The 12949-nt window shown below is 59.3% G+C and carries 14 protein-coding genes and 1 pseudogene; 11 read left to right on the top strand and 4 right to left on the bottom strand.

What is annotated here, in order from left to right; all coding sequences use genetic code 11:
* Positions 1–388 precede the first annotated feature (388 nt).
* The gene (locus tag NKH16_RS14670) at positions 389–1372 is read left to right on the top strand and encodes an alpha/beta fold hydrolase (protein ID WP_502911702.1); all 984 of its coding nucleotides are present in this window, start codon (positions 389–391) and stop codon (positions 1370–1372) included.
* A gap of 11 nt (positions 1373–1383) precedes the next feature.
* On the opposite strand, the gene NKH16_RS14665 is transcribed toward NKH16_RS14670, so the two are convergent.
* Positions 1384–1806, bottom strand: a complete 423-nt coding sequence (locus NKH16_RS14665) for a hypothetical protein (protein WP_352900017.1) — start codon at positions 1804–1806, stop codon at positions 1384–1386.
* Positions 1807–1898: 92 nt separating this feature from the next.
* Here NKH16_RS14665 and NKH16_RS14660 point away from each other — a divergent pair, with 92 nt between their 5' ends.
* The 10 genes from NKH16_RS14660 (at position 1899) to NKH16_RS14615 (ending at position 9308) form a co-directional block, all read left to right on the top strand.
* Complete coding sequence (locus tag NKH16_RS14660; protein WP_023674202.1) at positions 1899–2648, top strand: glucose 1-dehydrogenase; 750 nt, start codon at positions 1899–1901, stop codon at positions 2646–2648.
* 862 nt (positions 2649–3510) lie between these two features.
* Positions 3511–4302, top strand: a complete 792-nt coding sequence (locus tag NKH16_RS14655) for an alpha/beta fold hydrolase (protein WP_352900014.1) — start codon at positions 3511–3513, stop codon at positions 4300–4302.
* A 66-nt stretch (positions 4303–4368) separates the two neighbouring features.
* Positions 4369–5127 (top strand): SDR family oxidoreductase, encoded by a 759-nt coding sequence (locus NKH16_RS14650; RefSeq protein ID WP_023674205.1) that lies wholly within the window; start codon positions 4369–4371, stop codon positions 5125–5127.
* A gap of 46 nt (positions 5128–5173) precedes the next feature.
* Positions 5174–5575 (top strand): cupin domain-containing protein, encoded by a 402-nt coding sequence (locus NKH16_RS14645; protein ID WP_352900012.1) that lies wholly within the window; start codon positions 5174–5176, stop codon positions 5573–5575.
* 50 nt (positions 5576–5625) lie between these two features.
* Complete coding sequence (locus NKH16_RS14640; protein ID WP_352834065.1) at positions 5626–6273, top strand: HD domain-containing protein; 648 nt, start codon at positions 5626–5628, stop codon at positions 6271–6273.
* A 266-nt stretch (positions 6274–6539) separates the two neighbouring features.
* Positions 6540–7061: a carboxymuconolactone decarboxylase family protein gene (locus tag NKH16_RS14635; protein WP_352449835.1), complete on the top strand. Its 522-nt coding sequence runs from the start codon at positions 6540–6542 to the stop codon at positions 7059–7061.
* Positions 7062–7198: 137 nt separating this feature from the next.
* Positions 7199–7636 (top strand): CBS domain-containing protein, encoded by a 438-nt coding sequence (locus NKH16_RS14630; RefSeq protein WP_352455793.1) that lies wholly within the window; start codon positions 7199–7201, stop codon positions 7634–7636.
* Between the two features lie 127 nt (positions 7637–7763).
* The gene (locus NKH16_RS14625) at positions 7764–8498 is read left to right on the top strand and encodes a sensor histidine kinase (protein ID WP_352612467.1); all 735 of its coding nucleotides are present in this window, start codon (positions 7764–7766) and stop codon (positions 8496–8498) included.
* A gap of 54 nt (positions 8499–8552) precedes the next feature.
* Entirely contained in the window at positions 8553–8834 is a 282-nt protein-coding gene (locus tag NKH16_RS14620; protein WP_352900009.1) for a GNAT family N-acetyltransferase, read from the top strand.
* A gap of 42 nt (positions 8835–8876) precedes the next feature.
* Positions 8877–9308: a DUF1810 domain-containing protein gene (locus tag NKH16_RS14615; protein WP_352502535.1), complete on the top strand. Its 432-nt coding sequence runs from the start codon at positions 8877–8879 to the stop codon at positions 9306–9308.
* 67 nt (positions 9309–9375) lie between these two features.
* On the opposite strand, the pseudogene NKH16_RS14610 reads toward NKH16_RS14615, so the two are convergent.
* The 3 genes and pseudogenes from NKH16_RS14610 to NKH16_RS14600 form a co-directional block, all read right to left on the bottom strand.
* A pseudogene (locus NKH16_RS14610) lies at positions 9376–10077 on the bottom strand (pirin family protein).
* A 33-nt stretch (positions 10078–10110) separates the two neighbouring features.
* On the bottom strand, positions 10111–11628 hold the full coding sequence (locus NKH16_RS14605) for a mechanosensitive ion channel family protein (protein ID WP_352900007.1): 1518 nt from the start codon (positions 11626–11628) through the stop codon (positions 10111–10113).
* A gap of 22 nt (positions 11629–11650) precedes the next feature.
* The gene (locus NKH16_RS14600; protein ID WP_352900004.1) at positions 11651–12946 is read right to left on the bottom strand and encodes a cytochrome b; all 1296 of its coding nucleotides are present in this window, start codon (positions 12944–12946) and stop codon (positions 11651–11653) included.
* Positions 12947–12949 lie beyond the last annotated feature (3 nt).

Genomic DNA, 12949 nt, shown 5'->3' with positions numbered 1-12949 from the left:
CCGCGCCAAACATCGGTTACCACTGAGCGGCGCTCTTTGGCAGCGCCAGTCTGACCGACAAACTCGCAACATTTCATGCATCAGCAACTGACGCCGGCCATGCCGCGTCGGTCCCCGCGCCGCTACCCAAGCCTAAATTGACGTGTGTCTATAAGAGCTTGCCTTAGCCCGGCCCTAGCTTCGGCGTGCCTGCCCTGCACCTTGGCATCGTATGACAGATGCTTCCGTAGAGTAGGTTCGCGGCCCGGATCGGTGCATTCTGTTCCTCGCAAGCCATCACGACCGTCGCGTTTCTACCGCTCCTCGCTCGCTCCTCCCCGAACGCGACCGCACAGGCCGACTCGACGGTCGTGATGGTGAGCAGGATGTTCAAAGCACATGGATGGACATGATGAACAAAGACGGACTTTTCTCCGTCGGCGGATCTCGCCGCGATGTCTTGTTGGCAGGCCTGATCTCTACGGTTGCCGCCGGACTGCCCCGCGCTGCTTCGGCAACGAGCCGAAAACAAAACCTTCCCTCTTCCCCCTCAATCAAAGGAACCACGACGATGAGCACCATCACGACCAAGGATGGCACCGAAATCTACTACAAGGATTGGGGCAAGGGTCCTGTCGTCACGTTCTCGCACGGCTGGCCGCTGAATTCCGACGCCTGGGACGGCCAGATGCTCTTTCTTGCCCATAACGGCTTTCGCGTCGTTGCGCATGACCGGCGCGGCCATGGCCGATCGAGCCAGGCCACGTCCGGCAACGACATGAACGGCTATGCGGACGATCTTGCAGCCGTGATCGAGGCGCTGGATCTCCGGGACGCCACGCTGGTCGGCCATTCCACCGGAGGAGGCGAGGTTGCTCGCTATATCGGACGGCACGGGACGAAGCGGGTGGCCAAGGCTGTTCTTATCGCCGCTGTTCCGCCGATCATGGTGAAAACGCCGGCCAATCCGGAAGGTCTGCCGATCGAGGTATTCGACGGCATAAGGGCTGGCCTCGTCAAGGATCGTTCGCAGTACTACCGGGACCTCGCACCGTTGTTTTATGGCGCGAACAGGCCGGGCGCCAAGGTTTCCCAGGGGACTCTGGATCAGTTCTGGCTCTGGAGCATGCAGGCGGGTCTCGTGAACGCGTACGAAAGCGTCAAGGCGTTCTCCGAGACCGATTTTACCGAGGACCTCAAGAAGTTCGACGTACCAACCCTCGTCCTGCATGGCGAAGACGATCAGATCGTCCCCGTCAAGGACTCGGCAGTCAAGTCGGCCCGATTGATCAAAGGCGCAAAGGATATCTATTACCCCGGCGCGCCCCACGGGATCACGGCCACGCACCAAGATCAGGTCAATGCTGATCTGCTCGCCTTCATCAAAGGATAGCACGCCCTCAGTCACGACCGCATGTTCTCCGCAATTCCTTGGAGCCGCCGATGACTACCTTTGGCAATATTTCGCGCGCCCTGAACCGCATTTCGGGTGGCGCGCCAGGTCAAACCTTGTGCGCTCGCATAGCCGGGCGGTGGCCTGAATGCTGGTTCTGTCGGCTCATGTCCCGGATTGTGGAACCGAACCACTGCGCCATCGAGCTGGAGCGCTGCCAGAGGCGCGAAACATATGCTGCGCCACGGCTGCCACTCGGGCAACTGCGCCTGTGCAGCGCGGAGGCGATCGCCGGCGTTCGACACTACGTCGCGCTGTCGGGGGTCGCCGCCGCGCGCTTGTTCTGCCTTGAAGGCCAAAGCGCTCTCCAAGACGTCAAACTGGCTAAGCACCGGGAGTTTATCAATCGGTAGCCGTTTGCGATTGCCGCTCATTTTGGCGGTCTCAATTCGGCGTGAAATTTTCTTGGCCAGCAGTTGCGACTATCGCAGCAGCACCGGCACTATTTTTCGAAGGCAGGAACGAAATGGGCGCACTCTCGGGCAAGATCGCGGTGGTCACCGGCGGAAACAGCGGGATCGGACTATCGGCTGCAAAAATCTTTGCGGCCGAGGGCGCGCAAGTCGTCATTACCGGCCGCCGGCGGCAGGCGGTTGAGGAAGCGGTCGCACAGATCGGGGCAGGCGCGCTGGGCATTCAGGGAAATGTGGCCGACGTGTCGCACCATGACGAGGTAGCGCAGCAGATCCGCCAGAGGTTCGGGGCGCTCGACATCTATATGGCGAACGCCGGCATAAACACCATCACGCACTCGGCCGACGTCTCCGAGGCAGAATATGATGCGCAATTTGCCGTCAATACGCGAGGCGTCTTCTTCGGCGTCCAGAAGCTGATTCCGGTCATGCGGAATGGCGGCGCAATCATCCTCACAGGTTCGCTGGCCAGCGAGAAGGTTCTGGACGGTCATGCTGTTTACGCGGGCTCGAAGGCGGCCATAAATGCCTTTGCGCGCGGTTGGGCGATCGAACTGAAGTCTCGCGGCATCCGGGTCAACGTGCTCAGCCCAGGTCCGGTGGATACGGCTATTCTCGATAAGCTAGGCGTACCGTTTGAGCAGCGCGGGCTGTTTGAAAAGGCGATGGCGGAGGCAATACCCTTGGGCCGGATGGGGCAGCCGGAAGAGCTGGCAAAAGCCGCCCTGTTCCTTGCCTCGGACGCGAGCAGTTTCGTCACGGGCATCAATCTGCGGGTCGACGGCGGGATGGCAGTGCTCTGAGCCACGACTGCGATGTCGCGCCAATAGACTGGCGAATAACGCCGGAACAATCGGTCTTCCTCACGACGATTTTCCGGGAAGCTGCCGCACGAATCCCGCCAAATAGGTCGGAGGCGAGACGTTTTGTCGACGTGGTGCAAATTGAGCCACGTAAATGGCAAGTCGCATTGCAGGGATCGACGCGCAAGAGAGAAGCCGGCTCGCCGATACGGCGGATGGACCGAGGTCACGCCCCGGTCCTTCAAATTTTTCTGTAGGTCGGGATCAGTGACCCCAGATGCCCTGGCCATATTCATCGTTGGGAACAGTCGGCTTGCGTACGGTTTTCGGCACCCCGATATCATTGTTCATTTTTTGATCGAGGATGTATATATGTTGTAAGACGCAGTCGCAGGCTGCTGGGATCCGTTTGATCCATAGTGGTCGCTTCCGGCAGTGGCGCTTCCTGCTGTAATAACAAGCACGGCGACAGCAAGGACTGTCATTTTCATTTCAGTAACTCCATTGATGGCTTGGATGATATTCACCCATACAAATATAAATGTCGTGACGCAGCGACACGATCAGACGGTCCGGCTGTTTGATCCATACGAAGGCATTGGGCGATTCAGGCCGAAGGCCAGGGACTATGTCGTTGACGAGAGGAGGCTTTGCGGCGCGCCCTCAGTGTCTGTTCCGGCGACCGCCGACAATGCACACCCCGCATAGATACCTCAATCATGCTGCAGGGCACCTGATCTCCTTGGTGACCTACCCTGCACCTTGGCATTGTATGACAGACCCTTCCGCACAATAGGTTGGCGGGCCGCGTCGGCGCATGCTCCTGAGCATTGGTCACCACAGGCCACACGGGAGAAAGCAAATGCGAAACATAACTCGAGTCCTGGCCCTCACCGCAGCGCTTGCCGCGTCGGGCGGCGGGATGGCGCATGCCGCGAATTCTCAGCCCAAGCCGACGATCGTACTGGTGCACGGCGCCTTCGCGGAATCGTCGAGCTGGGATGCAGTCATCACCAAGCTCAGCAAAGACGGTTATGTAGCGATAGCCGCGGCTAATCCGCTCCGCGGCGTTGCCAGCGATGCGAAAGCAGTCTCAGCCATCATCCGGTCGGTTTCCGGGCCGGTCGTGCTGGTGGGGCATTCCTACGGCGGGCCTGTCATCACCGAGGCCGCCAATGGCAATCCCAATGTGAAGGCATTGGTCTACGTGGCGGGTTTCGCGCCGGATACCGGCGAATCGAGCCTTACGTTGTCCAGCATGTTTCCCGGCAGCACCTTGGGGGGCGCGCTTGCTCCCGTCGCGTTGCCGGACGGCGGACAAGACCTCTTCATCGAGCCGGCCAAGTTCCGCGCCCAGTTCGCCGCCGACGTTCCGCAAGAGCAGACTTTGCTGATGGCTGCCACTCAACGCCCTGTTGCGCAGGCGGCTCTGGCTGAAGCCTCGGGCGTCGCCTCATGGAAGACGCTGCCGTCCTACATGATCTACGGCTCGGATGACCGCAACATCCCGGCAGCCGTCATGAGCTTCATGGCCAAGCGTGCGCACGCGGTAAAGACCGTCGTCATCGAGGGTGCGTCCCATGCGCTCATGGTTTCGCATCCCGACGAGGTCACGTCACTCATCGAGGATGCTGCTGCATCGGTCAGTCAGTAGCAGGCCGGAAACGCCCAGCATCCGATCTAGCAACGAAAATAGACACGCAACACCAGGAGACTAGACATGAAGATCGTCGTCATCGGCGGAACCGGGCTGATCGGTTCAAAGACCGTGGAGAGACTGCGAAACAAAGGACACGACGTGCTTGCGGCGTCGCCGAATTCGGGCGTCAACACCGTTACGGGAGAGGGTCTGGCGGCCGCGCTTGCCGGTGCGCAGGTCGTCGTCGACCTCGCGAACTCGCCGTCGTTCGAGGAAAAGGCTGCCCTGGAGTTCTTCGAGGCATCCGGGCGTAATCTTTTTGCTGCCGAAACGGCCGCCGGCGTCCGTCATCACGTGGCGCTGTCGGTCGTCGGTACCGACCGGCTGCAGGGCATGGGCTATTTCCGCGGCAAGTTGCTTCAGGAAAAGCTGATCAGGGAGTCCGGAATTCCTTACACCATCGTTCACGCCACTCAATTCTTCGAATTCACCGCCGCCATCGCAAACACGGGCGCCGTCGGGGATACCATTCATATGTCGCCGGCCTACTTCCAACCCATGGCGGCTGATAATGTTGCCGATGCGATGGCGGACGTCGCGCTTGCCGCGCCGTTGAATGGCATGATCGAAATTGCCGGCCCGGAGCGTGTTCGCATGAGCGAACTTGTCGAGCGCTTCCTGAAGGCCACCAACGACCCGCGCAAAGTCGTCCCGGATCCCGGCGCGCTCTACTACGGCCAAGTGGCAATCGACGATCGAACGCTGGTGCCCGGCGAGAACGCGCGCATCGGCGCCGTGCGTTTCGATGATTGGCTCAGCCGATACACACCACCGAAGTAAGTAGTCATCGGATAGGCCCGCCATTCGCACAACAAGGAGACCAGACATGATCAAAACACTTCTCTGCGCCGCGCTCACCTCCGCTTCCGTCACCGCAGCAATGGCCAATGACGCCGCCAGCGTGAAGCTTGTCTACGACCAGGCTCTGCCAAACGTGCCCGGCAAGAGCATGAAAGCCGTGCTCGTCGAGTACGCGCCTGGGGGTACGTCGCCGGCTCATACCCATCCCAAATCCGCGTTCATCTATGCCACGGTCCTGGAGGGGGCGATCCGAAGCCAGGTCAACGACGGGCCGGTGAAGACTTATGGCGCCGGCGAGAGTTTCTCGGAATTCCCTGGCGACCGTCATGCCGTCAGCGAAAACGCCAGCAAGACGGAAGGCGCTCGTCTGCTTGCTATTTTCGTCGTCGACACCAGCGAGACGGAACTGACGACGAACGCTAAATGAAATCGTAGCCCCGGGACCATCGGGGCGTACGCGAAGGGACGGTCAGTGACATGAATTCGATCGCCATCCGCACACTTGCGGGGATTTTGGTCCCCGATACTCCGCTTGTTGGCCGAGCGATCGAACATGCCCGCGCTCGATGTGAACCCTACCTGTTCAACCACGTGGTCCGATCCTGGCTTTTCGCGGCCCGGATCGGACAGATTCAGAATATCCAGCACGACGCGGAGGTTGTTGCGGTTGCAACCCTGTTGCATGACGTCACGCTCAATGAGGACTTCGCCGGGCCGCGCCGTTTCGAAGTGGAAGGCGCCGATCTCGCCCGCGCCTTCGTTCGGGAAGGCGGCTTCGACGAGCGGCGCGCCCAATTGATCTGGGACAGCGTCGCCCTCAACTCGACGCCGTCAATCGGCCTCTACAAGGAGGCTGAGGTGGCGCTGTGCACAGCCGGCATCTGTCTCGATGTCGTCGGCTTGCAATACAGCCTCGTTTCGTCAGCCGAGATTGCAAAGATCATCGGTGAGTTTCCACGCCTCCAAATGAAGCGACGGATGACGCGATGCTTTTGCCATATCGCCGAGGTCAGGCCGGAAACCACCTACGACAACTTTGCCCGGGACTTCGGCGAGCGCTTTGTTTCAGGCTACAAGGCGACTTCGGCAGTTGATCTTGTGATGAACGCTCCCTTCGAAGAGTGAACGCAGTTTCGATCCAGGTTCTATCGACACCGGTCGGTTCAGCCTCGCCCTTCAAGTGACCCAAACGCTGTGCGCCCGTCGCATGCCTGCGCCAAAGCGAATTGCCGGGGGCAGCGGTCAGGTGCCAATTTCCACCTCCTATACTTCGGTTTAGGCGCCCCAACCTAATCGAGTGGCAATACATATCATCGGCACGATAGCAACAGTTCGTCTCACCGGTCATCCTTACGCTGCAATGGATTGCAAACACCTCAAGGAGATAAGTAATGAATATTGCAGCGCCACCGGTCGCTCCGAAAGGAAAAGCCGTCGCCCAACGCGCGAGTTATGCCGAGCAGTCGCCGGAACTTCTGAAGAAATTTATTGAATTTCTTGGTGCGACGCGAGAGGGGTCGATCGAAGAGCCAATCCGCGACCTTGTTGCAGTCCGAGCCGCGCAGCTGAACGGGTGCACCTTCTGCCTCGATATGCACGTCAAACAGGCGAAGATCCATGGCGAGCGCGAACTGCGCCTTTACCACCTGGCAGCCTGGCGGGATTCGACCTTGTTCGTTCCTCGCGAGCGCGCAGCCTTGGCATGGACGGAAGTCTTGACCAAGCTGCCCGAGCAGGGTGTCCCCGACGAGATCTACGATCGGGTCAGGTCGCAGCTTTCCGAGAAGGAAATCTCCGATCTGACCTTCGTTGTCATGGCGGTCAACTCTTGGAACCGTCTGAACATCGGCTTCAAACCCGTCCCGGGCTCGGGCGATGCGAAGTTTGGCCTGAGCAAAGCAGCACTGAGCTAATCTTTGGAATGGGTCAGAATGGCGCTTGTTTGCGCGCCATTCTGACCGACCGGACGAAGGCGCCGAGCTCGGCGACCAACACTGGAACCGATCCCAGCCCCGCGGCCGCGGCCGCGAGGCGCTCTCAGGAGGGCGTCATGCGAATTGACAGTCTGCATCCAGTAATATCGGCCCGTCTCATGGTGGTCGATGTCGACGCTCCACTCCGCAGTGCGGCACTCTCACTTTCCAGGCCCGCAATAGGCCTGGTCGTGGTGTGCCACGGCAGTGGGGAGGCGGCAGGCGTGCTGAGCAAGTCCGACCTTGTCCGCCATCTGGCGAATTCAGGGCCAACAGAAGCGCCGATTGCGGCTTTGATGAGCAGGTCCATCGTGTCCTGTGGTCCCGATGACGACCTTCATTCAGTCTGGCAGACCATGGCCGCGCAAGGCCTTCAGAATGTGCCGGTGCTCGGGGCCGACTCGAAACCGCTAGGCGTCCTCGATATCCGTGATGCGATGAAGGCGCTCTTCAAACAAGAGGAACTGCAGGAACGGCTGCTTGCCAACTACATCAGCGGGATCGGCTATCAATAGAGCATCGTCTCGCGATTGAATATACGGAAGTATGTATCGGCGACTGCTTAGATATAATGGAAAATAAAAGCCATAAATTATAGCGTGTTGAAGCCAATAGGTGCCGACTTAGCCAGCGGGGAACGAAATGTTTCGTCCGGACATAAAAGAAGATGTCTTCGACGGCCCGCCCGATGGCCCTGGAAGTGGTATGTCCGTGCAAATGTCGACGGCCGGCATCGTCCATGACCTGGGCAATCTCATTCAGGTCGCCTCGTCGGCGTTGAACCACCTGGCCCGCGATCCGAGCATCCAAGCGGCTCCGGCGCTCGGGCCTGTAATAGCCGGCGCCAAAACGGCTTTGGAGCGGGCTGGTGGCCTTGTCCGGCAAACCATCAGCCTGGCCCGAGAGAGCCACGCGGAAATCGAATACACAAACGTAGGTGCTTGCCTGGCTGAGATCGAAACCCTCGTACGGAGCGCCTTGGATGCCAATTTCGGTCTTGAGCTTCGGGTTGGATCCGACCTGCCTTTGGTGAGATGCGATCGCTTTGGATTGCAAAATGCGGTTCTGAATCTTCTGTTCAACGCGCGCGATGCAATGCCTGACGGCGGTTTCATCTCGATCGATGCCGGCTTGGCCTCTGAGAACTCTGCCGCCGGTCAGGTAGACATCCGCGTCGCGGACAACGGTATCGGGATGACCAGCGAGACGATGGTCTGCGCCTTCGATCCGTTCTTCACCACCAAAAGCGAAGGCCTCGGCGGCGTCGGTTTGCCGATGGTGAAGCACTTTGCCGAGCAATCAGGCGGAAGCATCGATATTCAGAGCACACTTGGGGCAGGCACGACCGTCACTCTGCGGTTGCCTGCGATGCGATAGCGGCCCGCCAATCTGCCTCCGGTGACAAACGTGACATACAATCGAGAGATAAAGATGGATGCACAAGTCGTCGAAAACGTCCAACAGCACCGTTTCGAGCTGCCGATCGCCGGCGATATGTTTGCGGCGGCCTATTATCGGCTCGAGGGCGGGAAGGTTGCGCTGATACACACCGAAGTCCCGTCGGAATTTTCCGGACAAGGGATCGCGTCGCAATTGGCCCAAGGAACCTTCGAACTGCTCCGCAAGACCGGCCGTAAAGCGATCTTGAAATGTCCCCTCATGAGCCGCTTTTTCGCCAAGCACCCGGACTATGCAGATGTCGTCGGCGGCTAGTCATGGGCACGAATGTTGAGGGTTTCCCAAGGATCTATCCAAATGCCTGACGAGTATGATTTGCAGAGATTCGTCAGCGCACAGGATCCGGTCTACGACGACGCGCTGGCCATTCTACGTCGAGGGATGATGTGCACTCCCTACATGGAGTTCATCTTCCCAAGGTTGGCCACAAGGCGAAGTGGTACAGCGCCTGAGCCATATGCAATCACATCGCTCGACGAAGCCAGCGCCTATCTCTCGTTTCCGATCCTCGGAGGCCGTTATCGGGAATGCGTTGGCACCCTGCAACGGCTCTCCGGCCTAAGCGCTCGCGCTGTCTTCGGTGACGTTGATGCGAAGAAGTTGCACGCGTCCCTCACGCTGTTTTCCGAAGCAAGCAACGACGAGTTCCTGCTCGAGACAATCTTCGACGTCTGGTTCGACGGTTTGCTCGATGAGGAAACGATGAACGATCTCTACTTGATATCGTAGTGGTCTGCCTGCGCCACCCGGCGTAAAGCTGTCGCGGCGCTGAGGTCACCATCCGCTGCCTTATCCCTCACACGCTGCCATCTGGCAGAGGCATGAGCTCGTGCTCTCCCGGCACGCCGGGGAAGCGGCGTTCGCGCCAATCCGCCTTTGCCTGCTCGATCCGTTCGGCTGAAGAGGAGACGAAGTTCCAAAAGATATGACGTGGCTCGGCCAGGGGCTCACCTCCTATCAGCATCAGTCTCGCCGCATGGAAGGCAGGCGCCTGGAGCACAATCTCAGCGCCGGGCGCCAGAGCTACTAATTCGGCCTCATGAAACGTACCGAACTGGCCGACAATTCCAACCTCACCGGCGACGATGTAGATCGCACGCTCACGGTGTTCGGGTTTCACCTGGTAGCGCGCGCCGCTCGTGAGCACAATTTCGGCATAGACCATGTCGGAGAACGTCCGGTGGCGTGCGCTCGGAATGGACGATGCCCGACCCGGCCGTCATCCAGTTGACCTCGCCAGGACGGATGGTCTGCACTTTACCCAAATTGTCGCAATGGACGATCTCGCGGCCGCAACGCCGATATGCGGATGCGGTCCCATATCGAAACCGTGACCTGCGTCGAACATAGCGGGGCCGAAATGGTCGAACAGGATGAAGGGCCCGATCATCAGGCGATTCGAGGACGGCAATACGCGCCTTATCTTCAGTCCGTCCGCAAAATCACGGATAGCCGGCTGGATGAGTGTATCGATGCCTGTGATATCGCTTTGGCGGATGGGTCATGGATCTCTGTCCTTCTGCATGCCTTATCAGCCAGGTGCTCGAACGCGCTTGAACGGAGCGGCGCGAAAGACTGTCTGAATGGCTTTGAGGAGCGCGAATTTGGAGCCCGCGTGGTGCTGTCCGGCGATGCCGCTTTCATTAAGAGCCGACACCTTCATCGACAGGATCGCGGCAAGATCTTCGGCCATTTCGGGCCTGTCGTGCAGCAGCGGCGCAAAGCTTTCCTGGTCTATCTCGTAAACCGTGATGGGGGTCATTGCCCGCAAACTTGACATCTCGCCAATGCCGGCGAGCAAACCGGTCTCGCCGAAGAAATCGCCGGGTGCAAGCCGGCCGATCTCCTGCAGTTGATCATCGCCCTGGCCAATTTGCCGGACGATGACTCCCCTCCGTACGATCATGAGCGACGGCAGCATCTCTCCCTGTCGTGCGATGATTTCGCCCTTATGGTAGGTGCGAACCGAGGCCGCTTTGGCGAGCGACTCCTGCTCGGTATCCGTTAGCGCCGAGAATACCGGTATGGAATTGATGAGTTCGATCGGGGTGAAGCCTTGGGAGGCCGCCGTCTCGTGGCCCGGCCGGTTGGTCATGGCAATCGAGCCCGAAAATGGCTCCGCCAGCAGCATGCCGGTCGACTTTGAATGGCGATAAATGAGATCGAAGATTTCGTTCCGAGCGGCACTTCGCTGGTCGATACTTGCGACGCGAAAAAACAACTCGATCTCGATAGCTGCGGCATCCAGGCTTCTGATGGTGACCGAAGGCGAAGGCTCCTGGAGGATTGAATTGCAGCTCAGCAAGACAGTGCGCATGAGGTCTACGATGATCGCCGGCGTCTTCGTTGGCGCCACCTTGACGGTTACGGCAAGTCCATGGCTCTCGTCCGGACCGCTTAGATTTGTTACCCCGATCTTGGCGAGAAGGCTGTTTGGCAGCGCCACGACATTGTGTGTCGGGGTCAAAAGTTGGGTCGACCGCCAATTGGTCTCGACAACGCGGCCTTCGGTTCCGTCGCCCAGAATGATCCAGTTTCCAAGCACGTAAGGGCGGCCGAGGTTTAGCGCGATCGCCGAAAATACGTCACCAAGCGTATTCTGGAGCGCCAGTCCCAGGATGACGGCAAAGACGCCCGACGTGGCAATGAGCGTTCCGACCGGCACTGCAAAGACAAACGCCAGGATCGACAGGAACATTCCAGCGTAGACGACACCGACCACGACGTCCTGCAGGAGACGTGCCTCGCGCGGCTGTCGCTCGAAGACGAGATAGATACGGACAAATCCGATCAGCGCCCAGGCAAGGTGAACCCACCAGAGCAGCTTCACCGAGCCGATGAGGATCGCTCCTCCGGTTGTCTCGTTGTCTCCTGCGGCCTCGTATGGCACGACGCGCAGGTGGAGAACCATGGCCGACATCGCGAGGAAAAAGCCGAGTTGGACGACCAGCTTCGCATTGGCGAAGCGGCTGGGGATGAGGGTCCAAACGACGATCCCGGCGAGGCCGAGCAACACGATGTAGACCAGAGGAGAGTTCCACCAGTTCATGAACGATCACCGCCATGGCAGTTCAACGTTTGGTCTCCGGCCCGGCGATCGGGCCTCTGCCGCTGGCCTTGTCTTTTTCGAGAACTGCTTCGGTGATCGAATTCGGCAGCCGTCGCGGCTTTTCGATCAGCCCGAGCACCGGCATCGCGATGATGAAGAACGCAAAATAGTAAAGCGTCGCTAGTTGGGACATGACGACGTATGCGCCTTCCGCCGGCCGGGAGCCGAGCCAGCCGAGAAAGAGGGCATTGGCAACGAACAGCCAGAAGAGCACCCTGTACCAGGGCCGATAGACCGCCGAGCGCACCTTCGAGGTGTCGAGCCACGGCACCAGGAACAGCACGGCGATCGAGCCGAACATCGCGAGCACGCCGCCGAGCTTGGAATCGATAGGCCCGATATTGAAGGTGATGGCCCGCAGGATCGCGTAAAACGGCAGGAAGTACCATTCCGGGACGATGTGGGCCGGCGTCTTCAGCGGATTGGCGATGCTGCTATTGTCGGGATGGCCGAGGTAGTTCGGCACGTAGAAAACGAAATAGGCGAAGAAGAACAGGAACACGAGGATGCCGAAGGCATCTTTGACGGTTGCATAGGGCGTGAAGTCCACGACATCAGTTTTCGATTTGACCTCGATGCCGGTCGGATTGTTCTGGCCGACGACGTGAAGCGCCCATATGTGCAAGGTCACCACACCCGCAAGCACAAATGGCAGCAGGTAATGCAGCGCAAAGAAGCGGTTCAGCGTCGGATTATCGACCGCGAAGCCGCCGAGCAAAAGCTGCTGGAGCCAGTCGCCGATCAGTGGGACTGCGGTGAAGAAGCTGGTGATGACAGTAGCGCCCCAGAACGACATCTGCCCCCAAGGCAGCACGTAACCCATGAAGGCCGTCGCCATCATCAGCAGGAGATTGGTGCAACCGAGCACCCACAGCAGCTCCCGCGGCGCCTTGTACGAACCATAGTAGAGTCCGCGGCAGATGTGGATGTAGACGGCAATGAAGAAGAACGACGCGCCGTTGGAATGGAGATAGCGCAGCAGCCAGCCCGAATTCACGTCGCGCATGATCTGCTCGACCGAGTTGAAGGCCAGCCCCGTATCAGGAGCGTAATGCATCGCCAGCACGATGCCGGTCAGGATCTGTGAAACCAGCATGATCGTGAGAATGCCGCCGAACGTATAGGCGTAGTTCAGGTTGCGCGGGACGGGATAGACGATGAAGCTGTCATAGACCAGCCGCGGCAGCGGCAGGCGGGCGTCGAACCAACGTTCGATTCTGGTTTTGGGCGTATAGGTCGAGTGTTTGTCGCCGCTCATCGA

Source organism: Mesorhizobium sp. M1307, from assembly GCF_040318155.1.
Lineage (GTDB): Bacteria > Pseudomonadota > Alphaproteobacteria > Rhizobiales > Rhizobiaceae > Mesorhizobium.
This window is presented reverse-complemented; position numbering and strand designations above follow the sequence as displayed.